23 protein-coding genes are annotated in these 25,560 nt (G+C 60.6%); 6 read left to right on the top strand and 17 right to left on the bottom strand.

Annotated features, from left to right (window positions below; genetic code table 11):
* Window positions 1–5: 5 nt before the first annotated feature.
* The 5 genes from AC0L7L_RS16860 to AC0L7L_RS16840 all read left to right on the top strand — a co-directional run bounded on the left by AC0L7L_RS16860 (window position 6) and on the right by AC0L7L_RS16840 (window position 4,210).
* The gene (locus AC0L7L_RS16860) at window positions 6–989 is read left to right on the top strand and encodes a 2-dehydro-3-deoxygalactonokinase (RefSeq protein WP_473510224.1); all 984 of its coding nucleotides are present in this window, start codon (window positions 6–8) and stop codon (window positions 987–989) included.
* 150 nt (window positions 990–1,139) lie between these two features.
* Entirely contained in the window at window positions 1,140–1,550 is a 411-nt protein-coding gene (locus tag AC0L7L_RS16855) for a Bug family tripartite tricarboxylate transporter substrate binding protein (RefSeq protein WP_473510222.1), read from the top strand.
* Complete coding sequence (locus AC0L7L_RS16850; protein ID WP_473513983.1) at window positions 1,528–2,100, top strand: tripartite tricarboxylate transporter substrate binding protein; 573 nt, start codon at window positions 1,528–1,530, stop codon at window positions 2,098–2,100. The genes AC0L7L_RS16855 and AC0L7L_RS16850 overlap by 23 nt, the downstream gene beginning before the upstream one ends.
* 62 nt (window positions 2,101–2,162) lie before the next feature.
* Complete coding sequence (locus tag AC0L7L_RS16845; RefSeq protein ID WP_473510221.1) at window positions 2,163–2,669, top strand: tripartite tricarboxylate transporter TctB family protein; 507 nt, start codon at window positions 2,163–2,165, stop codon at window positions 2,667–2,669.
* A gap of 26 nt (window positions 2,670–2,695) precedes the next feature.
* On the top strand, window positions 2,696–4,210 hold the full coding sequence (locus tag AC0L7L_RS16840) for a tripartite tricarboxylate transporter permease (protein WP_473510219.1): 1,515 nt from the start codon (window positions 2,696–2,698) through the stop codon (window positions 4,208–4,210).
* An 83-nt stretch (window positions 4,211–4,293) separates the two neighbouring features.
* Here the strand turns inward: AC0L7L_RS16840 and AC0L7L_RS16835 are convergent, their stop codons facing one another.
* The 8 genes from AC0L7L_RS16835 to AC0L7L_RS16800 form a co-directional block, all read right to left on the bottom strand.
* Window positions 4,294–4,947, bottom strand: coding sequence for an ROK family protein (locus AC0L7L_RS16835; RefSeq protein WP_272213192.1), 654 nt, complete (start codon window positions 4,945–4,947; stop codon window positions 4,294–4,296).
* 367 nt (window positions 4,948–5,314) lie between these two features.
* Entirely contained in the window at window positions 5,315–13,048 is a 7,734-nt protein-coding gene (locus AC0L7L_RS16830; protein WP_473510216.1) for a GH36-type glycosyl hydrolase domain-containing protein, read from the bottom strand.
* Window positions 13,008–13,808, bottom strand: coding sequence for a hypothetical protein (locus AC0L7L_RS16825; protein ID WP_473510214.1), 801 nt, complete (start codon window positions 13,806–13,808; stop codon window positions 13,008–13,010). Before AC0L7L_RS16825 ends, AC0L7L_RS16830 begins: the two co-directional genes overlap by 41 nt.
* A gap of 172 nt (window positions 13,809–13,980) precedes the next feature.
* Window positions 13,981–14,235: a DUF1488 family protein gene (locus AC0L7L_RS16820; RefSeq protein ID WP_272213189.1), complete on the bottom strand. Its 255-nt coding sequence runs from the start codon at window positions 14,233–14,235 to the stop codon at window positions 13,981–13,983.
* Window positions 14,236–14,557: 322 nt separating this feature from the next.
* Window positions 14,558–14,950: a hypothetical protein gene (locus tag AC0L7L_RS16815; protein WP_272213188.1), complete on the bottom strand. Its 393-nt coding sequence runs from the start codon at window positions 14,948–14,950 to the stop codon at window positions 14,558–14,560.
* Between the two features lie 535 nt (window positions 14,951–15,485).
* Window positions 15,486–16,352, bottom strand: coding sequence for a transglutaminase family protein (locus AC0L7L_RS16810; protein ID WP_272213187.1), 867 nt, complete (start codon window positions 16,350–16,352; stop codon window positions 15,486–15,488).
* Window positions 16,353–16,481: 129 nt separating this feature from the next.
* Window positions 16,482–16,679: a DUF4167 domain-containing protein gene (locus AC0L7L_RS16805; protein ID WP_272213186.1), complete on the bottom strand. Its 198-nt coding sequence runs from the start codon at window positions 16,677–16,679 to the stop codon at window positions 16,482–16,484.
* Window positions 16,680–17,444: 765 nt separating this feature from the next.
* Window positions 17,445–17,681: a hypothetical protein gene (locus tag AC0L7L_RS16800; protein ID WP_272213185.1), complete on the bottom strand. Its 237-nt coding sequence runs from the start codon at window positions 17,679–17,681 to the stop codon at window positions 17,445–17,447.
* A 160-nt stretch (window positions 17,682–17,841) separates the two neighbouring features.
* Between AC0L7L_RS16800 and AC0L7L_RS16795 the strand changes: the two genes are divergently transcribed.
* Entirely contained in the window at window positions 17,842–18,567 is a 726-nt protein-coding gene (locus tag AC0L7L_RS16795) for a Crp/Fnr family transcriptional regulator (protein ID WP_272213184.1), read from the top strand.
* Window positions 18,568–18,654: 87 nt separating this feature from the next.
* Here AC0L7L_RS16795 and AC0L7L_RS16790 read toward each other — a convergent pair whose 3' ends face one another.
* From AC0L7L_RS16790 to atpD, 9 genes are read right to left on the bottom strand one after another with little or no spacing between them, the layout of a single operon-like run.
* A complete protein-coding gene (locus AC0L7L_RS16790) occupies window positions 18,655–19,500 on the bottom strand; it encodes a F0F1 ATP synthase subunit gamma (protein WP_473510210.1) in 846 nt (281 codons plus the stop codon).
* Complete coding sequence (locus AC0L7L_RS16785; RefSeq protein ID WP_473510208.1) at window positions 19,497–21,074, bottom strand: F0F1 ATP synthase subunit alpha; 1,578 nt, start codon at window positions 21,072–21,074, stop codon at window positions 19,497–19,499. Before AC0L7L_RS16785 ends, AC0L7L_RS16790 begins: the two co-directional genes overlap by 4 nt.
* Complete coding sequence (locus AC0L7L_RS16780; RefSeq protein ID WP_473510206.1) at window positions 21,061–21,801, bottom strand: F0F1 ATP synthase subunit delta; 741 nt, start codon at window positions 21,799–21,801, stop codon at window positions 21,061–21,063. The genes AC0L7L_RS16785 and AC0L7L_RS16780 overlap by 14 nt, the downstream gene beginning before the upstream one ends.
* A gap of 4 nt (window positions 21,802–21,805) precedes the next feature.
* Window positions 21,806–22,051 carry a F0F1 ATP synthase subunit C gene (locus AC0L7L_RS16775; protein ID WP_272213180.1) on the bottom strand — a complete coding sequence of 82 codons (246 nt, stop codon included), beginning with the start codon at window positions 22,049–22,051 and terminating at the stop codon, window positions 21,806–21,808.
* On the bottom strand, window positions 22,051–22,764 hold the full coding sequence (locus AC0L7L_RS16770) for a F0F1 ATP synthase subunit A (protein ID WP_473510204.1): 714 nt from the start codon (window positions 22,762–22,764) through the stop codon (window positions 22,051–22,053). Before AC0L7L_RS16770 ends, AC0L7L_RS16775 begins: the two co-directional genes overlap by 1 nt.
* Window positions 22,761–23,051 (bottom strand): N-ATPase subunit AtpR, encoded by a 291-nt coding sequence (locus AC0L7L_RS16765; protein ID WP_473510202.1) that lies wholly within the window; start codon window positions 23,049–23,051, stop codon window positions 22,761–22,763. Before AC0L7L_RS16765 ends, AC0L7L_RS16770 begins: the two co-directional genes overlap by 4 nt.
* Window positions 23,048–23,341 (bottom strand): AtpZ/AtpI family protein, encoded by a 294-nt coding sequence (locus AC0L7L_RS16760; RefSeq protein WP_473510200.1) that lies wholly within the window; start codon window positions 23,339–23,341, stop codon window positions 23,048–23,050. The genes AC0L7L_RS16765 and AC0L7L_RS16760 overlap by 4 nt, the downstream gene beginning before the upstream one ends.
* A complete protein-coding gene (locus AC0L7L_RS16755; protein WP_272213176.1) occupies window positions 23,338–23,754 on the bottom strand; it encodes a F0F1 ATP synthase subunit epsilon in 417 nt (138 codons plus the stop codon). The genes AC0L7L_RS16760 and AC0L7L_RS16755 overlap by 4 nt, the downstream gene beginning before the upstream one ends.
* Window positions 23,751–25,205 carry a F0F1 ATP synthase subunit beta gene (atpD, locus tag AC0L7L_RS16750; protein ID WP_272213175.1) on the bottom strand — a complete coding sequence of 485 codons (1,455 nt, stop codon included), beginning with the start codon at window positions 25,203–25,205 and terminating at the stop codon, window positions 23,751–23,753. The genes AC0L7L_RS16755 and atpD overlap by 4 nt, the downstream gene beginning before the upstream one ends.
* Between the last annotated feature and the right edge of the window lie 355 nt (window positions 25,206–25,560).

The following is a 25,560-nucleotide window of genomic DNA, read 5'->3' as shown; positions in this document are numbered from 1 at the left end:
CAGGAATGGCTGCGCTGATAGCGCTCGATTGGGGTACGTCCAGCCTGAGGGGCTTTCTCATGGATCAGGACGGCAAGGTGCTGGAGACCCGTGCCAGTCGGCATGGAATTCAGAACTTGCCGGCTTCCGGTAGAGAGGGTTTTGAACAGGCCTTCGTCTCTATGTGCGGTGAATGGGTTGAACGGCTTCAGATTCAGGCTGCGGTCGCCTGCGGCATGGTTGGCAGCGCGCAAGGCTGGCGCGAGGCGCCCTATGTGCCATGTCCTGCCGACACACACAGCCTCGCTTCGAAAGCTGTCAGCGTGAAGGCCCCCCTCGGCGTCGAGATCATGATCGCGCCGGGCCTGAGCTATGATCCGGTGAATGGCCGTCCCGATGTCATGCGCGGTGAAGAAATCCAGATCGCCGGTGCGCTCGGCGATGATGCCGATACCGATTCTGAGCGCCTGATCGTGTTGCCCGGCACCCATTCCAAATGGGTGGAAGTGAGGGGCGGCAGCATCGAGGCCTTTCACAGCTACATGACCGGCGAGCTTTTCAGCGCGCTCAGGCGCGCCACGATCCTGGGGCGGCTGATGCCTGACGGTGAAAAGCCTGCCCCGGATGTTGCTGCCGAGGCATTCGCCAAAGGCGTAAAACTGGCGCTGGAAAGCGGTCCCGGCGATCTTGCCCATCAGATATTCTCGGCCCGCACGCTCGGTCTTTTCGGTCGCATCGAGCATGTCGCGCTTGCCGACTATCTCTCCGGCATCGTCATCGGTCACGAGCTTGTCTCTGCCCGCAGCCGATTTGGCACGCGGATAACGGAAAGCGTGTCGTTTCCCGTTATCGGTGATGGTGATCTCTGTGCTCGTTATGTCGAAGGGATCAGGGTTGCCTGCGATTGCGAACCAATCCTTCTCGGAAATACCGCCCCCGCGGGACTTCATCGCTTCGCCGAGGCACTTGGACTGTTTCCATCCACTTCTCTGGCCCACACGTCGGGCTGAAGTGAAGCGAAACCCGGTGAACCGCGCCGGCGATACTGTCGCCTTTTCCGACAATCCGGCGCCGATCGCTTCAACCGCGAAAGCCTTTCTGACTTTCGCAACCCCGCGCCCGTCTGGGCGTATCTAGAAAAGTAACCTTGGGAGGTTCAATTGAAATTTCTTCCTGCATTCGCCGGCGCGCTTCTTGGCGTAGCTTCGCTTGTCACAGCCGCACCTGCGGCAGACTATCCCTCGCGGCCTGTGGAGGTTATTGTGCCGACGGCTGCCGGCGGCGGTACAGATCTGCTGACCCGCGCGTTCGCCGACCATGCCAACAAGGTGTTCCCTAAGGCTCTGGGTGTCGTCAACAAAGCCGGTGGTGGTGGTGCCGTCGGCCTGACCCAGCTGATGGCTGCACGACCCAATGGATACACCATTGCCATGGGCTTTGTTGAAATCACCACGCTGCCGCATCTCGGCCTTGCCGCTTTCAAGGCCGATTCCTTCCAGCCGATCGCACGGCTGAACGCCGAACCGGCGGCCGTCACGGTGCGCGCGGATTCTGCCCTGGCAGTCGCTTGAGGAATTCCTGGCCTCGGCCAAGGAAGAGTCCGGCAAGCTCCGCGTCGGCAATTCCGGCACGGGCGCGATCTACCATCTGGCCGCCGCCGCGTTTGGTGAAGCTGCTGGCGTCGAGTTCAACAACGTGCCCTTTGACGGTGCCAATCCCGCCGTCACGGCTCTGCTTGGCGGGCATATCGAGGCCGTCACGGTCTCGCCTGCGGAAGTCTCGAACTATGTCGATGCCGGGCAGCTGCGTATCCTTGCCGTAATGGATGACCATCGTTCGACACTCTATCCGGACGTCCCGACGCTTGCGGAACTCGGTTATGACGTCAATGTCGGTACATGGCGCGGCCTCTTCGCACCGAAGGGAACGCCGGAAGACGTCGTCAACACGCTGCGTGAACTGGTCAAGACTGTCGTCGAGGAAGAGTCCTTCCAGGAGCAGATGAAGGTCATGAAGATGACATTCGCCTATCTCGACGCACCGGAGTTCGAAGAAGCCATCCAGCGTGACGATGCCTTCTTCGCCGACCTCGTGCCGCGTATTGGCCTCACCCAGAACTGATAAACTGTTTTATGGACCCGGCGCCTTCGCGCCGGGTCTACCAGCAGCCGGGAGGAACGGCAGTGACTGAACCAAACCAACCTACCCCAACACGTCAAACCATAACGCATGGCGAGAGGGTTGCCATTGTCGTTATCGCGATTGTCTTGAGCATCGCCTCTGTTCTCGCCATCCTCGAAACGCGAAACTTCCCACAGATCCGCCTCAGCGCTGATGTCGGCCCTGGACGCTTTCCCGTCATCTTCGCAACCGTGCTGATCGCACTCTGCGTCACCATGGCTATTCAGGCCTTTCGCGCCGAATTGGTAGCGGCTGCGCTTGAAGAGGAGAAGCCGCAATACGCCAATGTTGCGCTCGGCGTGGCGATCACCTGCATCTGCGTGGCGGCGATTAACTTCATCGGCTATCCGATTCCCGCTGCGATCCTACTTTTCTCGCTGATGTGGCTGATGGGGCGCCGCAACGTCTTCGTCAATGCCCTCATCGCGATTGGGTTGACTGCCGTAATCTATGTCGCCTTCGCGCGCGGTTTGATGGTGCCGCTGCCGATGGGCAGCTTCTTCGAATAAGCCGAGCCTGAAGAAGGAAAAACAATATGTATCAGCTCGATATGCTCATGCAGGGCGTTGCCAATCTGGCCGCCAATCCGTTTGCGCTTGTGCTCGCTGTCTGCGGCGTAGCGCTCGGCATCATCATCGGTGCAATGCCTGGCCTGACAGCGGCCATGGGTGTCGCCATCATGCTACCTTTCACTTTCGGAATGGATCCGATCTCCGGTCTCCTGATGATCTGTGGTGTGTTTTTCGGCGCTGTCCATGGCGGGACGGCAACTGCGATCCTGCTGCGTATCCCCGGTACGCCGGCAGCCGCCGCCACAGCACTTGACGGTTATGAACTCACCAAGAAGGGCAAGGCTGGCCTGGCGCTTGGAACCGCAGCCATCTCAGCGTTTATCGGCGGTACAGGCAGTATCATCGTCCTGATCTTTCTCGGGCCGATCATTGCGCGCTTCGCGCTGAATTTCAGCGCGGCGGAATCCTTCGGGCTTGCGGTTTTCGGACTCTCGATCATCTCGGGAATTTCCGGGCGCTCGCCAATCAAGGGATTGATCGCCGGCTTTCTCGGCCTGCTTATTGCAACCGTCGGCATGGATCCAATGGGGGGATTTCCTCGCTTCACCGGCGGCTTTACCGAACTTTACCAGGTGCCTTTCATTCCAGTCATGATCGGGTTGTTTGCGGCTGCCGAGGCATTCTCCACACTGGAGAAAACCGCTGTGAGCCTGAAGACAAAAGCGGCTCTGGGGCGGCTGCTGCCGCCATGGACGGTATATCGGGGGCTATTGCCGACAGTTTTCCGTTCAGCCGGCATGGGTACCATGATCGGTATGATCCCCGGCGCCGGATCGGACATCGCTGCCTATGTAGCCTATAATGAGGCTCGCCGGTTCTCAAAAACACCGGAGAATTACGGAAAGGGTGAGATCACGGCCGTGGCCGCCTGTGAGGCTGGCGCAAACGGCTGTACAGGTGGTGCGCTTCTGACCATGCTGACGCTGGGCATTCCAGGGGATGCCGTGACGGCGATCATGCTCGGTGCCCTTACCCTGCAAGGACTGCAGCCCGGCCCTCTGCTGTTCCAGGAACACGCAAATCTGGTCTTTACTCTCTTTGTCGGCATGCTCTTCTGCTACGCCGTCATGGTGTTTATGTCCTTCGGTGCCATGCGCATTCTCGGTCGCGTGCTCCAGGTTCCGCGCTCCATCCTGACGCCGGCGATACTGGCGCTCTGCATCGTGGGCACCTATGCCCTGAATAATTCGATGTTTGACGTCTACATCATGCTTGCTGCGGGCGTGGTCGGATATTTCATGCAGAAATGGGGGTTCCCTGCCTCGCCGATTGTTCTAGCGTTGATCATGGGACCTATGGCCGAAGCGAACTTTCGCCGGGCGCTCTCGCTTTCAGGCGGCAGCTATGACTTCCTCTACACGCGTCCAATCACCGTTGTACTGCTGACGGCGGCCATATTGACGCTGGCGGTTCCGCTGATCCGTTCCCTGCTTCGGTTTAGGGGGATGACCCCCAATAAGCAGAGTTTGAGCAAATAACTAGGCTTGAATGGGGATGTCCATCAAGGCGAGCCGAATGACCCCGCCCTGCCGGGGTTATTCGGTTTGCTGGATTCTAGTGGCTATTTTTTGTCGAAATCTTCCAAACGCCATTCCTGATATCGCTTCAGCAGGAGTACGGAGCCATCTCTTGTGAACATTTTCTGCTTCAGCAGAATGGCGGCGCCCGTCAGGCACCCGATTTCACTCGTCGACGTGGCTTCGATGATCAGGTTGTTGGTCGCCAGCGGCAGACAGCGTTGATAAACCCGCTCGCGCAGTACCGCGACCAGATATTCCTGTTCTGCGGCCAGCGTGCCGCCGACCCTGATCGTTCTGGGACTGAGAATGCACACGACACCGGCAACCACCTCGCCGATTGCGCGTCCGGCTTCCCGCAGAAGGCCGATCGCTTCCGGAACGTGTTGATCGATCAGGCGGACGACATCGTGCGCATCCTCTGCCTCGAAGCCGTTTGCGCGCAATTCGCGTGCAATCGCCCATCCGGCGGCATGGGCCTCAAGACAGCCAACCTTGCCGCAACGGCAAAGCGGGACCTTTTCCCGGTTGAGCTGGATGTGACCGATATCACCGGACGCGCCTTTGGCACCATGGTAGAGGTGCCCATCGGCAATCAGACCGGAGCCGATGCCCGTGCCGCGAGTTCTACCGTACAGGCATTGTGAATACGAGGAAAACGGATCGGAGCGGGCGACGTTGGACTTGAAACGAAGCATTAATTTTGCTCGTAAATTCGATAGCTTCCCAAGCTGAACGCGCGGGTTCGATTCCCGCTACCCGCTCCAATAATTTCAAAGGCTTAGTCTGAAGATATTTCATGCGGTGGCTTTCGGTAGCCGAGTGTTCGCTCTTGCTTCGGCTCGTTGTCTGGCCTCCTCGAGCCTGTCGCCGCGGCCGTTTTCGAGACGGCTCCGGCGCGTGTATCCATGGGGCAGGCGTTCGACAGCAGTCTGGCATTGCCTTTCACCTTCGCGAACGTCCGAACATAAACATCATCATGGTTTCGTTCGCCCGCACAGGGCCGCTCTGCAATCGTCCGGGGATAGTGACAATGAACACGGCGGGAGGTGGTTCCACATTGGCTTATCCAAGAAGCAGGATATGGTCCACTCCGTCGACAGGTGCGCGCACAGACCCCGCTGAGGGTATATGCACATTGCCATCCAGAACGGCGTTCCAAGCGCCCGAACCCGGTTGCCTTGTGTTATCCACCCGGATGCTGAACCGGGTTTTATCGACTGTCACGACGGCCTCGAAGTCCGGCCATTCAACCGGAATGGAAGGGGCGATAACCAGGAAACTGCCCTCGCGCCGGATTCCGAGAATGCCTTCAATGCCCGCGCGATACATCCAGCCGCCGGAGCCTGTGTACCAGGTCCACCCGCCCCTGCCGACATGCGGTGCGACGGAATAGACGTCGGCAGCAACGACATAGGGTTCGACCTTGTAGCGCTCGGTGTCTGCGGCGGTCAGGGCATGGTTGATCGGGTTCAGAAGTGCGAACAACTCATGCGCCTTGCCGCCGGCGCCGGATTTGGCGAAAGCCATGATCGCCCACATGGCCGCATGGCTGTACTGCCCGCCGTTTTCGCGCAAGCCCGGAGGATAGCCCTTGATATAGCCGGGATCGCGCGGGCCATCGTCGAAGGGCGGCGTGAACAGCAGCGCCAGCTTGTCCTCGCGGCGGATGAGATGCCGTTCAAGCGAGGCCAGGGCGGTGGAAGCGCGCGTCGGATCGCCGGCGCCGGACAGGACGGACCAGGACTGCGCGATGGAATCAATCCGGCACTCCTGATTGTCGCTGGTACCGAGCCATGTGCCGTCATCGAAGGTCGCACGGGCATACCACTCGCCATCCCAGGCATGCGTTTCGATCGCCTCGCGCAGCGCTTCTGCATGGGCGCGCCAGCGATCGCTACGTTGCGGATCGCGGTGTTCGGCGAGCGGAGCACAGAGATCGATGGCGGCCAGCAGCAGCCAGCCGAGCCAGACGCTTTCGCCTTTGCCGTCTTCACCGACACGGTTCATGCCGTCGTTCCAGTCGCCGGTGCCCATCAGTGGCAGGCCATGCGCGCCGGTCAGTTCAATACACTGGTCGAGGCCGCGGGCCATGTGTTCGAAAAGCGAGCCCGTTTCGGCAGCGATCGTTGGATGAAAGAAGGCATCGTGCTGGCCGGGTTCCAGTGGCGGGCCTTCAAGAAAGGGCACGACAACGTCAAGCACGGCCTCGTCACCGGTTGTTTTGACATAGGTTGCGGCCACGAATGCGAGCCAGACCCGGTCATCGGAAATGCGGGTTCTGACCCCCTGGCCGGACTGTGGCAGCCACCAATGCTGGACGTCGCCCTCGGCAAACTGCCGGGAAGCAGCGCGCAAAAGATGGTGCCGGGCCTCTTCGGGCCGGGCAAGGGTCAAGGCCATGCCATCCTGAAGCTGGTCGCGGAAGCCATAGGCGCCGCTCGCCTGATAGAAAGCGGAGCGCGCGCGGATACGGCAGGCGACGGTCTGGTAGAGCAGCCAGCCGTTCAGCATGATATCCATGGCCCGGTCCGGCGTCCTGACCTGAACGGTCTGCAACAGGTCGCTCCAGTGGTCGGTGACGTCCTGCAGGACCGCGTCGAGATCGATTTCGCGATAGAGCGATAGAAGGTTGCGGGCGTCGTCCGCGGTACCGCTCTCGCCAAGGAACGAAACGATTTCGATTGTTTCGCCGGGGTTTATCACGATCGTCCGCTGCAATGCGGCGCAGGGGTCGAGGCCTGCACCGACGGTACCTGAAAGCGGCATGCCCGGGCTGAGTGCCTGCGGCGCGGACAGGTCACCGTGGCGCCCGAGGAATTCGCTCCGATCTGCCGTCCATGACGTCTGTTTGCCGCCGAGATCGGCAAAGGCGATACGACCGGGAAAACCCGCGCTCCATGGATTGCGTGCGAACAGGGCGCCGGTTTCCGGGTCGATCCCGGTGATCAGGAACGGCGCGGTGGTGCTGCGCGCGCCGCCGAGCACAAGCTCGGCATAGCTTGTCACTGTCAAACGGCGTGGCCGGGCGGAGGTGTTGCTGAGCGTCAGGCGCGAAATCTTGATCGGATCGGCAAGGGGTACATATTGAAGAAGATCAGCCGAAATCCCGCTTTCCGCGTGTTCGAACCGGCTATAGCCGAAGCCGTGGCGGGCGACATAAGTGCCGTTGCGCCGGATCGGCTGCGCGGTCGGGCAAAACAGCTCGCCCGTATCCGCGTCTTGGATATAGAGCGTTTCGCTGGCAGGGTCGATGACGGGATCGTTCGACCACGGCGTCAGCTGATTCTCACGGCTGTTTTCGGCCCATGTGTAGCCGTTTCCTTCGGCTGACACCTGAAAGCCGAAACCGGAATTGGCAATCACGTTGATCCAGGGCGCAGGCGTGACCGCGCCCGCCTCGAGAATGGTCACATATTCCCGGCCATCCTTGTCGAAACCGCCAAGTCCGTTGAAGAACTCGAGGTCGGGACGTTGATAAGGCGCCGTATCCGATGCCGGTGTCCGCTTTGGTGTTGATGGGTTTACTGGCACCGGTGGTGATGCCGGCAGTTCCGGATATTGCTCCGCGATCGGGCCGCGCCGGGCATTCAGTTTCACGCGGGCGACCGACTGAAGCTGGGCGTGTGCCTCAGCGCTCATCAGGTCCGCACGAAGCACGAAAACCGAGCCCTGCGCCAGTTCAATTCCAGGGCGCGGCCGCGACTGGCTGCTGCGATGGGCCGCTTCGATGGCGTTCTGCAGATCCTGAGTATAGGAGGAGGCACGTGCATTGATGATGACGAGATCGACGGCCAGACTCTTCATCCGCCAGTATTCATGCGCTCTCAACAGTTGATGAACATGTGCCATATCCTGCGGGTCGTCAATGCTGAGCAGCACGATGGGGAAATCACCGGAGATGCCCAGATGCCACAAGCCGGATTGTGGCCCGGCCCCTTGCGCGATTTCGGTGTCGGATGCGCGGAAACGCGGGTCAGTATAGATGATCGGGGCCGCCAGTCGCTGAAAATCCGCCGCCTCGCCGGATCTGACATCGATGTGGCGGAGCTGAACCTGCGCCTGGGTCCATGCCAGCGTCCGGGCGCGTTCGAATGCGCTGCGGTCGAGATGCCGGTCTATCAGGTCGATGAGCTCTGCCCGGGACGACGCGACGATCGTCCAGTAGGCAATGCGGGCGATCTTGCCGGGTGCAATGGCCACGCGTTGCCGGATCGCAAAAACCGGATCGAGCACCGTGCCGACCGTGTTTGAAAGCGGCGTCTCGGTCTCCATGGCGGCAGCGGTGGCGACCGTGCGGCCGCGCCCGATAAATCTGGCCCTGTCGGTTTCAAATTGCGGATCGGCAGTGATCTTTCCTTCGACCACTGCGAAATGGGCGGCCCATATGCCGGTTTCGCCCGGCGTGCGCGGGCGGCGGGTCGCGATCAGCGCGCCGTATTCGGCGGCGTATTCGGTCTGGACGAACATTTTCGAAAATGCCGGATGCGCGGTGTCCGCGGAAGCCGGGGCGAGAACCAGCTCGGCATAGGAGGTGATCTCGATCTCGCGCGTGCGCCTGCCGCTGTTGGATATGGAAACGCGGCGGACCTCGCAGTCGTCCTCTCCCGAAACCATGACATCCATTGTCGTGGTCAGCCCGCTCTGAACAGATAAGAAACGAGCACGATCCTCATCGAAGACGACAGTGCCGTTTTCGCCGTGTTCACTCAGGGGCCGGGCGCCGGCGGACCAGAAGGCGCCGCTATGGACATCGCGCAGAAAGATGGGTGAACCGTCGCTGTCACGCGTGACGTCTTCGTGCCAGCGTGTGATGGCAAGGCCGCGCCAGCGGCTGTAGCCAGCCCCGTTGGCCGTCAGCATCACCGCATAGCGGCCATTGGAAAGCAGATGCGTCACCGGGGAACCGGCCACAGGCGCTGAAATCCGGCGCGACGTATCAGGGCCGAGTGAGGATTGGACGGGTGAGACAGGCGCTTCCCCGACCCTTTGATGATCAGTCGCCACAGTGCGCGGCGTGCGTTCCTGCAGCAACAGCTCACACGCCATGATCATCGGTTCGCGATGGAAACGCGTGCGCATGATCCCGTCATGGAGCGTGTTGGTGATCGCCACAATCGTCATGCCCTGATGGTGGGCCATACTCGTCCGCACGATTGCGAACTTGTCCTTTTCGGAAAGCCGGTTACGGGTGAAATCCAGCGCTTCGTAAAAACCATAATGGCCAAGCGCGCCCAGAGCGGAAAGTCGGTTGTAGTTTGCGCAGGCGCCGGCCGGATCGACCATCGAGGCAAGACCCGTTGCATAGGGTGCGATCACGGCATTTTCGGAGAGGCCGCGTTTCAGGCCGAGGCCAGGAACGCCGAAATTCGAATACTGGTAGGTCAGCTCCGTGTCGCGGGCGTTGTAGGCGGATTCAGAAATGCCCCATGGCGTGCCGAGTGCGTCCGCATAGGCTTGCTGGCGCCTGACCACCAGTCCGTTGGTCTGCGCGAGCAGGCTGCCTTCGGGGGCACGCATGACAAGGGAGGGCATCAGATATTCAAACATCGAGCCCGACCATGAAATCAGTGCCGAAGCGCCGGAAATCGGCGTTGCCGAGCGCCCGAGAAGGAACCAGTGCCGGGTCTCGATATCGCCCTTGGCGATTGCGAACAGGCTTGCAAGCCGTGCTTCCGATGCGAGAAGGTCGTAACAGTTCGCATCAAGGTTGTTGTCGGCGAGCGAGTAACCGATCGACAGGAGTTTGCGCTCGGGATCGAGAAGGAAAGCGAAGTCCATCGCCATCGCCATCGCCCGCGCTTCGGAAGCAACCACCCCAAGGCGAAGTTCCAGACCGTTATCCTCCAGGCGATCGCGCCTATCCTCGGCAATCCGTTTCTTCAATGCCTCAAGCCAGAAGATGAGGTCGGCACATGCATTCTCCCGGATTCTCGGTACCATCTCCCGCGCTATGGTGGCGGCCTTTTCGGCAAGCCGCATCAGCATGGGTGCAAACGTTTCAAAGGTCTGCGAACCGTTGAGCCGGGCCTCGATGTCGTCAAGCACAGGTGTAAGTTGCTCGTCAGCCTGCTGACCGCTTCCGGCGATTGCGTCCAGCGCCTCCCGAGCGAGTGCCAAGCTGTCTTTCATGCCTGTCCGGACATTCGACACGTCATCTGCCTCAGCCCACGCCTCACAGGCATTGGCGAGGGCGATCAGGTGGCCGGCTAGATTGCCGCTGTCGACCGACGAGACATAGGCGGGATCGAGGACGCGCATGTCATCTGTCGCATACCAGTTGAAAAAGTGGCCTCGGTGTTTTGAGAGTGCCGTCATCGTCTTCAGTGTGGCCTCAAGCCTTTCGACCGTCTCGACCTTTCCGGCCCAGCCGAAATCGTGGGCCGCGACGGCGGAGAGGAGATAGAGCCCGATATTGGTCGGAGATGTCCGTCTGGCGATGACCGGCCTGGGATCCTCCTGAAAGTTGTCGGGCGGCAACATGTTGCTTTGGTGCGTTACGAAGGTCTCGAAGAAGCGCCAGGTTCGGCGGGCGATCAGCCGCAGCTCGTCTGCCTGCTGATCAGAGATGGCGGGGCCAGCCCCTTCTGCCGGGGGCCGGCTGATCCAAAGAGCAATTGCGGGCGCTGAGAGCCATAGAACCGCGAACGGGAGAACGAGCAGGAAGGACGACGGATTCAGCAGACCTGCCGCAAGGGCAATGGCGAGGCCGATCAAAGTGCCTGGCGCCATGCGACGATAGAAGCCGGAAGCATCCAGACGCGGGCTTCCCTGTGACTGGGCGGATGTGGTCCATTCGAGAAGGTGGCGGCGGGTCAGGTAGAGCCGCGCCAGTGTTCTTGCGATAGCATCCGTCATCCGCCACGCCCGATCGGGCAGGAAAACGATATCGAGGCCCGTCCGCAATGCCGCAAGGCGCAGGTCCGCGCCAAGCGTGGCAAGATGGCTGCCGACATGAATGCCGCGGTTTTGTGGTATGACGTTGAAGAGGATTGGGAGAAAGGCGGGGATCGCCATGGCGGCAAGCAGCAGCGCGGTCGCCATCAGCGCAGCGGGCAGCGGCATCAGCCAGGCGAGACCGAAGGCCAGCACCGTCAGCGGTGCTGCCAGCGAGCGCTTGAGGTTGTCAAGCATCATGCCGCGGCCGACGGCGGGAACGGTGCCGTGTTTCCTCTCTTGTCCGGTCAGCCATGGCAGAAGCTGCCAGTCGCCGCGCGTCCAACGGTGCTGGCGCCTGGCGTCGACATCATAACGGGCAGGGAACTCCTCGATGACCTCGACATCGGATGCCAGACCGGCGCGCGCAAAAGCGCCCTCGAAAAGATCGTGGCTGAGCATCGCATTGTCAGCCACGCGGCCGGACAGCGTGCTTTCGAAAGCATCGATATCATAGATGCCCTTACCGGTATAAGCGCCCACACCGAAGAGATCCTGATACACATTCGAGGCCGCTGCCGCATAGGGGTCAATGCCGCCCGGTGCGGAAAAGGCGCGCTGATACAGCGAGCCTTCGTGGCCAACCGGCAGCGAGGGTGTTACGCGCGGCTGCAAAATGCCATATCCATCGACGATCCGCTGTTCCGCTTCGCTGAAGCGCGGGCGGTTGAGCGGATGCGCCATCTTGCCGATGAGACGGTGCGCTGCATCGCGCGGAAGTCGCGTATCGGCATCGAGTGTGATGACATAGCGTACATCTGCGGGCACCTGGATCGGCGATCCCGCGATCGGCGTGAAGCTTGTGTCATCGGCTCCGCGCAGCAGGCGGTTGAGTTCGTGAAGCTTGCCACGCTTGCGTTCCCAGCCCATCCATTTGCCCTCTTTGGCATTGAACAGGCGGCGGCGGTGGAGGAGCAGGAAACGGTTTGTGCCATTGACCGGTTCATGGTGTTTGTTCAATCGGGCGATGGCATCGGACGCCACGGATAGCAACCGTTTGTCTGAATCGATATTCTCCTGATCAGCGTCGCTTCCGTCCGTTACAAGCGCGAAGACGATATCGCCGCCAATGCCGGAGAGATGATGGATTTCAAGGCGTTCGATCTGTTCAAGAATGTCCGCTTCGCTGGTCAGAAGCGTGGGTATGGCGACGAGCGTGCGCAGAGACGGCGGCACGCCCTGCCTGAGCGAGAGACCGGGCAGAATGGTGGCACCAAAACACCAGCTCATCGCCCGGTTTACGACGGCGGTCGCCACCTCGCATGCAGGCAGAAATCCGAGCACCGCGAACATGGCCAGCCAGCCAGCCTCAAGGCCCGTCCGCGACAACAACAATAGTGACAGGGCCATTAGCAGTGCCGTGACGATCAGGCTGGATCCAATATAGCCGGCAATTCCGAGCCGGAGGTTGAGGCGAGCGAGCCAGAGGCGCGCGGGCGGGCGAAAACCGATTGCGCGCTCAAGCGCGGGCCGGCCTTCGGAAATAAGGTGGTAGCCAGGATCGGAGGAGCGTGCGATCTCGATCGCGTCGCTTTGACCCGAAGCTGTTTCACGAGCCGCATCAAGGGCTTGTTCTGTGACCTCCAGCTCGGTCAGCGACGATCCGCGCGCAAGCTGCTCGATCGCCGTTCGGTAGAGATCGCGGGTCGGAAAGTCCATATCCTCGAAAGGGCTGGCCTGGCGCATCCGCGCGTCGACCGGACTGACGCTTTCGAACATTTCCGTCCAGTCGATATCGGAAATCAGCCTTATGCTTGTGATGATGTTGCGCACGGTGACATTTGAGGCACCCTGTCTTTGCTGGGAGTGCTGGACAACCTCGTCAATCGACGAACCTTGCTGTGCCAGTTTTTTTCCAGCCATGCGAGCGCAGGTGTCGTCGAGGGGTCCCGGTTTCGCAGCTGCTTGGCCAGATGCGCGGCAAAGAGCTCGGGAAGGGAGCCTGCGGGCGCGCGGCAATGCTGACAGCGAAGGCGGCCTCTTCGGTCTCCTGATCAAGGAGCTTCTTGCTCAGCGCAGATGCTTCGGCCCGCGCCGCGCCACCTGCGGAGATCTGGTCGGCCAGCCGCCGAAGATTTTCAACGAGCACAAATCGCAACGTGATCGCCACAGCCCATAATTCGCCGATGGTCAGGTGTTGGACCTGTTGATAAGCCATCAGAAAACGTTTCAGCTTGTCACGGTCGAACAGGCTGTCGGTATGCGCGACAAAAGCCCAGGCCAGTTCCAAGACCCTTGGATAGCCGGCAAACGGACCATCTGCCAGTTTTGGCAATTGGCGATAATAACCGGGTGGCAGGTCATCCCTGATTTCCTGGATCTGCTTTTCAACCAGATGATAGTTGTCGAGAAGCCATTCCGCCGCCGGTACCACTTCCCGCCCGTTCTTCAGTTCGGCGATGCTCGCCCGGTATGCAGACAGCAGGACAACGGCATTGTCGCTGAGCCTTTTGTGCAGGGACGTGACGCGGGGTGCTTTGCCTGACACCGGCTGGGCTGCGGCAAGGCTGATCGCGTGCTGTTCCAGCCGTTCGGTGCTGAAAAGCTCCTGTCTGACGGGAGAACGGTCGTTCCAGAGCGGGGAGGCAAAGCGGGCGCCTCTGAAATTGAGGTTGATTTTCAATGCGTGCCTTTCCGGCCCAACGCGAATGGCGTTCATGCGGCGTGCTTATGTTTCGTCGCCAGCGCGCCGCCCGCGTCATCCTATTTCGAAAGCTCAGACTTGACGGAATGATGCGGCTTGGCGACAGCTTCGATAAGCATGTGACTGAACGCGCTTCTGTCGCCCTTGCAGATCAGGCGAAGTCAGCCGCCGTCATTACGTACATGGCCTTGCGGCCCTTGGCGTAGAGTTTGCGGGCGGTGGCGTAGATCGTCGACCGTGCCGCGTCGAAGGCGGCGAGGTAGTTCGCTTCGCCATCTGCAGGATATTTGAGCGCATCTGCCCTGATAAAGAACATTACTTCGAACATGCCGTCATGGCCGGTGAAGCGGATGCGGTGACCGTGTTCGTCGTAGCTGCGGCTTTGATTGGGGAAGTCGAGTGCCATGATCGGATACATCCTTGAAAAGAGGGCAGGTGCGCCGGCTGGCGTCAGCCTTTTGGCTTGCCGCGGGGCTTGATGCCGTTTCCAGCCTCCCTGACCTGAGAGCCGAGAGTGGGTGCCACAGGGGCGGCAACGGTTTTTTCTTTTTGGGCTTTCTGATTTCGCGACTGCTTCGCTTCTGGCTCTTGGCCATTGGGAACTCCATTCAGGAAAAGATTACGCCTCAAACGGCTGACCGGTCGTCTTGGTTGGAGACCCCGGGTAGTGTCTGCGGCAACTGGACCAACCCCGGCCCTTACGTGTGAGGCCGGAGGTAGACGGTCGATCAACTCACCAGCGCGTTGGCACAGGCCGAAGCTGCAGAACGGTTGGCGGTGGTTTCACCCGGCATCGTTGCCCATCCGCCGGCCTCGATGAACTGGCGCTGGTTGTAGGAACTGCCGATGGCCTTCAGGCTGGTCATTTGCTCTGCCGAATCCGGCGCGGACCGGAACCGTTCTAAACAGATGACCGTTGCCAGTTCGGAGCGAGAGAGATCGCCGGCTTCTGCCGCGAGGTCCCTCGACGTGCCGCCGGTGACCCAGCCACCCCAGGTAAAGCCGGCGATCATCGTGACCACCGCGGTCAGGATGCATGCCCATACGAGCGTCGATTTCGCCGGGTGGTAGGCTGCCCATCGCTGGCCGATGGACGGATTTCCGTTTGGTTCTACTGCCATAATGCCGTTTCCTCTCGATTTTGATCGATTTATGTGTTGGACGGCTGCAGTGCCTCGCTGCTGCCCTGACGCAAGTCCGCGCCCATGTCTTGCCATGCGCTCGGAAAAATGCCGCTCTTTCGGATGAAGCAGCGCCATCATCGCTTCAAGCCATGAAGCGAGGGCGGAAATAATATTTACTAAAGGTAATTTAGGTTGGTCGGGTCTAGCCGACAACTAGTAGATATGTATTCATTATTTCGTAAATTATAAGGCCTTTTTGAAAATATTTTTTGTAAAATATATTTATTTGAAATTTGTTTATTAGGGTATTGCTATTTTTTAATTATGAACTCGAAGAGTTGAATATGAAAATTCTGGGTATGTATTTATAATATTTATTTTCGCGCCTCGCTTTCGGGTAAAGCTCGCTGCCGAGAGCCTGCATTGCATGAACCGGGTTCTGTGGGACGATACCACGCGCCGCCTCGGCCCGTTCCGGCAGGCGCGGCGTGATGGCCTGGTGCAAGCCGTGTGACCGGACTGTCGCAACTTTTCAGAGTTCCATGACGTCGACCATAACATTCATCGCCAGGAAGGCATCCGTCGCGCCGATGAAGCCGCCGGAAATCGGCGTGGTCTGGGCGATGTCCCGGGCGACTGCAACGGGTATGAGGTTGGCGCTGCCCATGCTGCGGTTGGTCGGGTCAAAGGAGATCCACCCGGCGCCGGGAAGAAATACATCCACCCATGCATGGGTTGTTCCGCTGTCGCGCGATCCCATCAGTATCTCGGCGGGGTTGTAGAGATAGCCCGACACGATCCGTGCGCCAAATCCCAACAGACGCGCGGCCTCGGCGAACAGTACCGCGAAATCGCGGCAGGTGCCGGATCTGATCCTCAGAGTTTCGACCGGTGTCTGCGTACCTTCCGCGTCCCGGCTCAGATACATATGTTGGTTGGCAATGCCCGCGCTGATATCCTTGAGCATGGACAGCGTGTCGGTCCCGTAGCCGCCGACGAAGCCGCGGACCCAGCGATCAAGCGTTTTGAAGCGATCGGGATATTGCTGATCGCGAAGCGCGCCGAGGTCCTTCCACTCGTTCTGTTCGTACAAGAAGGGATAGTTGATCGCGGAAACGGCGATGTTGAAGACTGGCCAGTTGGCTGCCCTGAGGTCGACGACCGCAGCGCTGTCGATGGCAAGACTTGCCGTCGGACCGGCGAAGCTGGCGGTGGCGACCGAATTTCCGAAAACATCTGTCGACCAGTTCAGCGTGGCCCCCGGAGAGACATCGATGTTGTGGCTGACGAGCAGGAGATCATGGTTTTCGCGCGGACGGATCGTCAGCCTGTGGGGAGCTAGAAGAACCGGATCGCGATAGCTGTAGGTCGTTCGGTGCCTGATGCTGAGTTTGGTCATGTCGCGCTGCGGGCCTCATCCTTTATCGTCATCGGTAGGTTTGCTGGCAGTGCCGCCGGGCAGGGCACTTCATGCGGAAACAAGCGGGCGTGAGGTGATCGTCTGAACGCGGTGGGGCGCTCGTTCGGGTCAACTGGTCTCCGGCTCTTTGACCTCTGCGGCGCTGCGATAGAAATGCTCGGCGTGCTGGTAGTCGTTTTCCGCACCAACGCGGTCTCCTGCGGAGATCTTGAGAGCGGCGAAGGCGAGGTGCTGGCGGTGTTTTTCCATCAGGCACTTTCGCGACGATCCGGAATGCCGGTCTGTCCTTGGTCTGGTATTTTCCATGTACATGCCGAACGCGGGGTTCGCTCCTGATTGGTGAAAATGGGGTTAGTCGATCTGATCGGCGATGATCTTGCGCAGTTCATCTCGGGTGAGAACCTGTCGTCTCGTGGGCCTGGGCGGTGCCGGCCGAATGGCCGGTTGTACCGATGCCGGTGGACTTTTTATAATGGTTTTCATGGGGCCTACACGCAGGAGCACGGGCTCGACTGCGGCCATCGAATGTCACGGATTGAAAGAAAAGATACCCCTGCCGTCAGTCTGACGGGAGGTGGTTATATAGGACGTACGATATAATGCCATTGTGGCTGCATTGCGTTGCGGTGCAATCAATTCGGCAGAACGCGCGTGGTCATTTGATGAGAGCGCGCTCGCAGAGCGCCGCCTGCGTGGCTATCCTTGCATTTTATGGAGACCCGCATGGTGTCGATTTTCGAGCTTACCGCGCTCCTGCTGACGCTTTCGGCTTTCCTTGGCTGGTTGCGCGGTTTTCCGGCCATATGAATGGCTTGTGTTGGGCAAAATTCGCGTCATTGCACTATATCCGGCGGAACGTGCTGTCGCAAATCGCGGGATGCCGGTCATTTGGAGGGCCGGATTGTTGCGGTCTGACACGCGCAGATCGTCTGTGAGCACGTCCAGAAGCTCGTCGTCATTGAACGCTCGTAAACAGAAAAACCTGAAAAGCCCCCGGGGAATACAATTTCGGATGCAGTTTCCGTAAGAATATTCTGCCGACACCCGCAAACAGGGCACGGCTAGGCCCTCTCACGATCTGCGGACCGAATTGCCACCAGCGATGATGCGATTGATCAACGCTGCTGCAGCCTTGTGCATTTCGAGGTTTGCCTTTGTGCCTTCGGCGTTTTCATGTGAGGCCGCAGCATCCTGGAGCACGCCTATGATCTCGCTTTCCGGCAGGACCCGAGCGTCGTTCAGCGCGAGAAGCAGGGACTCGCAAATCGAGAGCGCCGCTACACCTGAATGAATGTCATGATCCGACATGCCGTGCTGACCTCTTCCAAAATTTACACGCTTGCGTTGAAATGCAGGCGGCGTATCAGGCAGTCTTTCAAAAAATCTGCTATGCTGTGCTGATCGACATCAGTCGCCAGTCAGGTTTCGCTGAAAGGATTTCGGCGGGTTTCGAAGATAGGTAGCCATTTTGGAAAATTCCGCGCTCGTCCGTAAGCTTGGTGCATTCGTTGCTCTTTCGGGGGCCGAACTGTCGGTGCTGGAGATGTTGCACAAGCGCCGCCGGGTCTTCGTCGCTGGCCGTGACCTCGTCCATCAAGGGCAGCCCGAACATGCGGCCTATATTCTGGCCTCCGGCTGGGCGTGTTCCTACAAGATCCTGCAGAATGGGCAGCGGCAGATCGTCGATTTTCAGATTCCGGGCGATTTCCTGGGACTGCGTAGCTTGCTGTTGCATGTGTCGGATCACAGCATCGAGCCGGTGACCGACATTGAGGTGACGGAGGTCCTTTCAAGCGACCTTCTGGATGCGTTTGCGCGCACGCACCGTCTGGGTGCGGCTGTGCTCTGGGCCGCGTCGCGAGACGAGGCGATGGTGGTGGAGCATCTGGTGGATGTCGGACGCCGAAACGCGGCCGAACGCATGGCGCATTTCCTGCTGGAACTTGGCGCAAGGCTTTCGCTCGTTGGTCTGGGCAGCAGGGCGGGCTATGCCTGTCCGTTGACGCAGTATCATCTGGGTGATGCTCTTGGGTTGAGTGCTGTCCATGTCAATCGGGTGCTTAGGCAATTGCGTGAAGCCGGAATGGTGACGTTTCGCGATGGGCACGTTGCGTTCCACACCTATGATCGCCTGGCCGACTATGCAGATTTCGATCCGACTTACCTGGATCAGGTCGGGCCGATTCTCGGTTAGCGAAATCCGGGCGTTGCCATCAAGATCAGATGCAATCGAGCCTCATCAGGGCAAACGCGGCTTTATGGTCAGCACACGCTTCGTGTTTTATCTCTCGTCACGTGCCGCAGCGGCACCCGTGCCAAGCTCGATGATCTCCGCCGTAATCGCTTCCTGCCGGACCCGGCGTAGCGTCGCCTCAAACGCTTCCAGTTCGCGTGCAATCTGACTACCTGCTGCGGCCATGGCCTGCAGCCGCGCGTCATTTTCGGCGGCAAAGGCGTGTAGCGCGGTCCGGCACACAAGGGCATGAAAATAGTCTGCACCCAGACTTTCGATCAGGGCGCCGACAGGAAGCTGCATCAGCGGGTTTTCAAACGCGGCTTTCGGAAGCGCGGACAGATCGATCGGGAAAAGGCTGTGCCGCATGACCACCGCCCGCCCGGACACCTGCCCGGTGAAGATGACATCGAGACTGTCGATGCGACCCGCTCCGACTGCGCCGTAGATCGTCCTGGTGATGCTGTCGGCGAGTTTCGGGATGCCGTGTGTGTGTGCTGGCATCGCCGCGTTCCAAGCCGGCACAATGCCGCGGACGGCGGCAATGGAAAGGCCCCGGGTTCCGACCAGAAACAGGGTGCTGGGATCGGGCGTTGCGCCGATACTGTCCAGCACGCGTTCGCTGAAGGCGCCGGCGAACCCCTGTTCGGCGCAGAATACCAGAAGACCGGCGTTTCCCGAAACAGTCCGGGGGCTTCGTGTAGGTATGGCTTCGGCCGCAAGAGCGCTCGCCATAACGGCGGCGATGGTCGCCGCATAGCTGTCGACCGCCTCGACCTGCGTTCGGGCAATATGGGCGCGCGCTGCGGCGATACCTTTCATGGCGTTCACGACCGCCCCCAATTGACCGATACTTTCGATCCGGGCGCTGATATCGGCCAGTCGCTCCGTCATGATGCCGGTGTCTCTGGGGTTGGTGCGTCCATGCCGCCTTTAGACTTGCCATTGTCAGTGCTATCGTCAGACAGGGATGCGGCAAGGCTTGTGACCGCCGCCGTGAGCGTTGCACGCATATCCGCAGTTATCTCGCGTCCTTCGGCGATAGCGCCCAGGATTTCGGTAGCATCCCTGTCGAGTGCTGCGGGCAGTCCGGCGCGAAATGCGGCCACTGCTTTCAGAGACAGGGGATCAAGCAGGCCCGCCTGCACGGCCAGCATCAGCGCAACTTCGTCGGCGAGGCGGAATGGCGCATGCTGGGGCTGGCGAAGGATTGCACGGATCCGTTCTCCGCGTTTGAGCTGGTCGCGAACCCTGCCATCGGGCATGCCACCGAAGCGGGTGAACACCTCCAGCTCCAGAAACTGCGCATAATCGAGCCGCAGCGTACCGGCAGCCGCGCGCAAACTCGGCGCCTGCGTTTTGCCGCCAACACGGCTGACGCTCAGCCCCACATCCATCGCCGGCTTCTGGCCCTGATGGAACAGGCTGGCATCCAGCACGATCTGTCCGTCGGTGATCGAGATCAGGTTGGTTGGGATGTAGGCCGACAGGTTGCCAGAGTCGGTTTCGGCAATCGGCAGGGCGGTCAGCGATCCGCCGCCGCGATCCTTCGACAATTTCGCGGCCCGCTCCAGCAGACGAGCGTGGATATAAAACACATCGCCCGGATAGGCTTCGCGGCCCGGCGATTGCCGGGTCAAGAGCGCGATTTCGCGGTGGGTCGCAGCATGTTTCGACAGATCGTCGATCACGATCAGGGCGTGTTGACCCTTGTCGCGGAAATACTCCGCCATCGTCATCCCGGCATAGGGGGCGATCCACTGCAAGCCGGGCGCTGCGGCCGAGCCGGCCACAAGCACGGTGCAGCGCTCGAAGTTCCCCTGGGCCTTGAGCGCGTCGATCGCGCGGCGCACGCTGGATGTCTTCTGGCCTAAGGCGACATAGATGCAGATCATGTCGCTGTCGCGCTGCGCTATCAGCGCGTCGATAGCAAGGGTTGTCTTGCCTGTTGAATGATCGCCGACGATCAGTTCGCGCTGGCCCCGGCCAAGCGCAAACAGCGTGTCCATGGCAACGATGCCGGTCTGCACCGGTTCGGTCACCAGGTCGCGCTCAATGATCGCGGGGGCAGGGCGTTCGATCGGCAAACGGGTCGTAACCTCGATCGGCCCCTTGCCATCAAGCGGGCGGCCCAGCGGATCGACGATCCGGCCCAGCAACGCTTCACCGACCGGAACCTGCACGACCTCGCCAGAGCCGAATACCGCGTCACCAGCCTCGACATCGGTTGCGGCATCCAGAAGCACGCAGCCGATCAGGTCGGGGCCCAACACCCGGGCGAACCCGACCTGGCCGCCTTCAAAGCGCAGCACCTCGTCCAGCTGCACATTGCGCAGCCCGGAGATCATCGCCACGCCGTCGCCGATTTCCTCGACCTTACCTCTGTGTTCGACCCGTGGCCCGAGCGTGGCACCCCGCAGCGCGCCTTGTGCGTCGGCAAGCCAGTCGGGGGTGTCAGCGGATGGCATCGTTCATCTCCCTAGAGATAGTGGCAAGATCCGCCCGCCAGCTGTTGTGCAGCACGAAATGCGCGCTTCTCAGTTCCAGTCCGGCGATCAGATCGGGATCGGTGACAAATTTCAGTCTAGGCGTCCCGCCCAGCGCGGCGATGACCGCTTTCTTGATTGCAGCCTTTTCTGCCGCGGACAGGGCGGCAGCGGTGATGATCTCTATCTCAGCCGTGGAGGCGACCAGAGCGTCGCGCTCGGATGTCGCCATGCCGTCGATGGCCTTGATCAACAGCGAAAGCCAGGCGTCGCGGACGGCAGATGGCGGCAAACGGCTCAAAAGCTTGCCGGCAATCTCCACCGAAAGCGTTGAGGCTTGCGCGGCGTTGGCTTTGCGAGCGGCCTCGCTATCACGTTTGATGGATGTTTGCGCCGCCGCCAGCACTGTCTCGGCCTTGGCCTGGGCTTCGGCAAGTTTCGCCTTCGTTTCCGCCTCCGCCCTTGACATTGCCTCGGCCAGCAAGGCCTGGCGCTCCGCCGCCAGGCCTGCGCGGTCCTCGCTGACCTTGGCCAGCGCCGCATCGGCCTTGGCCTGCGCCGCCTTTGCTGCGTCTAGCGTTGCCTTTGTCGAGGCCTGTCGCTCGGCAATGGCCGCAGCGACCGGACGCCAGAATAACCGCGACAGCAGCCAGACAAGGATCAGGACATTGACTGCCTGCAGGCCGAGGGTCCACCAATTAATGGTCATGCGATCAGGCCAGCAGCGGGTTTGCAAAGAGCAGCAAAAGCGCGATCACAAGACAGTAGATCGCTGTTGTCTCGATCATCGCGAGACCCACGAAAAGCGTGCGCGAGATTGTGTTGGCCGCCTCGGGTTGGCGCGCTATCGCATCCATCGCGGCTGCGACGGCGCGACCTTCGGCAAGGGCGGGGCCGATTGCGCCAAAGGCTACGGCGAAGGCCGCGCAGATGATGCTGGCAAGTGGGAGGTAGTCCATCAGAGATCCTTTTTCGTTTGGGGCGTGGCCGGTATGGTGTCTTCAGGCTCCGACTGGCCGTCTTCAACCGCAGCCGTGATGAACACCATGGCAAGAACGGCGAAGATGTAGGCCTGGACAAGCCCGGTCAAAAGATCGAGCGCCATCAGCGGGATTGGCACCAGAAGCCCGGCCAGCGAGGCGACAATGCCGATGATGAAAACTCCGCTCATCACGTTGCCGAAGAGGCGAACGAACATGGAAAAGACGCGGGTGACGCTTTCCAGCATGTTCAGCGGGATCATCACCGGATTGGGTGCGGCGAAGGACTTCAGATAGCCGCCCACACCGCCGCCACGCACGCCGAACCAGATCACCGAGAGAAACACGAGGACGGCAAGCGCGGCATCGGTTTCCAGTTGCGCTGTCGGCGGGTCGATCCCCGGCACGAGCGAGGTCCAGTTGGCCACGAGGATGAACAGGAACAATGTGCCGATGAAACCGCGATAGGGGCCGGGTACGGCCCCCGTGGTTTCGCGAATCTGGGTGTCGATCGTGGCGACAATCAATTCCAGCGCGGCTTGCCGCTTCTTTGGAAGCAATGCGAGCCGCCGGGTCAGCAGATAGGCTCCAAGCACCATCACCACCATGATCACCCAGGTGGTAATGACGGCCTGCGTGATCGGAACCGGTCCGATCTGGAACAATGTGACGGATTCGAGCGGGGAGTTCACGGCGATACCCTCCGTGTCCCGCGCAAGATCACTGCCTTGGCGACAAGGACGCCCGCCAGCGCGACCAGAAGCGCCGCCCAGCCCGCCTGAACGGCCAGGTAGAATCCAACGAAAAGCAGTGCCAGACGGCCAAAAGTCAGAGCCAGCGCCAGCACAGGATGCCCCTGGCTGACGATAAGGTCAGCGGTACGGCGCATCGCAAGGAAATAGGCATAGCCCAGCGCAAATCCGCCGAGAAAACCGGCCAGCATGGTGACAGGCAGCGGCAGTGCGGACAGGTCGATCATTGTGCATTCATCCATTTCCAGGCGGTCCAGCCGCCAATGACGAGCCCGATCAGCATGAATGGCGCGCTCCAGAAGATGCCCGTTGAAAGCCGCGCATCGATCCAACGGCCTAAGAACAGGCCCGCAAGCGTCGGCACCACGAAAATCCAGCCCAGCACACCGATCTGTGCCAGACGGCGGCCAACCGACATATCCCCCTCACGCAGCCACCGGTCTCGCCGCTTGCGGCGCAGACGTGTCTCGACGATCAGCGGGTCTTCGTCCGGGTCTGTCGGATGTGCTGGGCTCATTTGAATCTGCCTGCGTTTGCGCCCGGCTGAAGTCGGCTGATCATGCGACGGATGGCGTTCAGTTGCAGGCGAACTGTCTCGACATGTTCCGTCCGCTCCTCGTCTGCGTCCGATTGAAAACGGGCCAGCACCTCGCTATCCAGCGTGGCAAGGTCATCGCCTGCCACCGCCTCGCGCGTGGCGATGTCAATGACCGTCGCCGGCTTGCTGCCTACGGTCATGACCCCGCCGCGCACAGCGCAAAACCGCTCGCTTTCGTCCTTTCGCCAGCTGACGATGGAGATTTTGAGCGCCGTCAGGAATGAGGCGTGGCCGGAAAGGATGCCGAAACTGCCGCTTTCATCCTCGGCGCGCAGACTGTCGATGTCCTCATTCACCACGACCGAAAGGGGCGTCACGATCCTCAGTCTCATGCCGCAGGCTCCTTTTCCGATGCTTTGGCGCTGGCTTCTTTGCTGCGCGCATCCTCAAGCGTGCCAACCATGTAGAGTGAGCTTTCCGACCACTCATCGGCCTCGCCGTTCAGAATGGCGCGGCAACCCGCCAGCGTATCGGCAAGCGCGACACTTGCGCCGGGCGTGCCGGTGAAGGCCTCGGTCACCATGAAGGGTTGGGTCAGGAAACGCTGCAGCCGCCGCGCGCGTTTGACAATCAGCCGGTCGGCGGCACCCAGTTCCTCGACCCCGAGCAGCGAAATGATGTCGGACAGTTCGCGGAACCGTGCCAGCGCCTGACGGACAGCCTCCGCAGTCTGATAATGCGCCTCACCCACCACCAGAGGGTCGAGCAGCATCGAGGATGAAGCCAGCGGGTCGATTGCCGGATAAAATCCTTCCGCAGCCTGCGCGCGCGACAGCACGATGACGCAATCCATATGGCTGGAAATTGTTGTCACCGCCGGGTCGGTGAAATCGTCGGCGGGCACATAGACGGCCTGAATTGCAGTCACCGCAGAACCGGCGACGGAAGCGATGCGCTCTTCGAGTCCCGCAACCTCGGTCGCCAGCGTCGGCTGGTAGCCGACGCGTGAGGGCAGGCGACCCAGAAGGCTCGAGACCTCCGCGCCAGCCTGAACGAAGCGGAACACATTGTCCATCAACAGCAAAACATTCTTGTGCTTCTGGTCGCGGAAATATTCTGACACGGTCAGCGCCGTCAGTGCCGCGCGCCAGCGTGCACCGGGCGGTTCGTTCATCTGACCGTAGACGAGAACGGTGCGCTCCAGCACGCCGGAACCCTGCATCTCGGTCAGGAGTTCGTGGCCCTCGCGCGATCGTTCGCCGATGCCTGCGAAGACAGAGATGCCTTCATATTTCTCGACCATGGCGCGGATCAGCTCCATCACCAGAACGGTCTTGCCGACGCCTGCGCCTCCAAACATCGCAGCCTTCCCGCCTTGCGCCATCGGCGTCAGCAGGTCGATCACCTTGATACCGGTCTCAAATACGTCGGTGGTCCCGGTCTGGGATTTGAGAAGCGGCGGCAGGGCGTGAATCGACCGGCGCGGGGTATCATCGGGCAGCGCGGGTCCGTTGTCCTGCGGATTGCCCACAACGTCCAGAAGGCGCCCGAGGACGGCCTCTCCAACGGGTACGTCGACGGGCCTGCCGGTGGCGCGAACGTCCACGCCACGCGCAAGCCCTGCCGTCGTCTGGAAAGCGACGGCCCGTAGCGTTTGCAGATCAAGATGGCTGTGCACTTCGAGAATGAGCGGCTCCGGCCGGTCCCATTCCACGATCAGGGCAGAATTGATCGGCGGCAGATTACCTTCGGCGAAGACGACATCCACGACCGCCCCTCTGACGGCATGTACGGACCCGTTTGTCGGGTTGGAAACGTTCCGGGTCGCGTCTTGCTTTCGCATGGGCTTCGGATCTTTCGGTATGGGGCCGTTGTTGCTTTGGCTCAGGATACACACCGCGTCGGGTTGTCCGCACTGATCGGTGTTAGTTGAACAGCGCAAGGCCTGAGGTCCCGGCTCTCGACAAAAAGAGGTGGCACCCGCGATACACCTTGGAAAAACACATGCGTCAGTGGCGGCATTGAAGCGACTGGGAATTGGAGGGCAATTGAGTGACCACATAGGCGCAGCCGGGATGTTCGACGTCTTCCCCAAAGCCAAGGCCTGCTGGCTGAAAAAGGCTACGCCGCCGGCTGGTTTCGAAATGCCTTGGCGGCGCTCAACTAAACGCCTGCCTTCCTTCAAAGGCAAACCGCAA

Source organism: Martelella sp. K41-7 (genome assembly GCF_055808365.1).
Note: the sequence above shows the minus strand (reverse complement) of the source record. Positions and strands in the feature narration are given on the sequence as shown.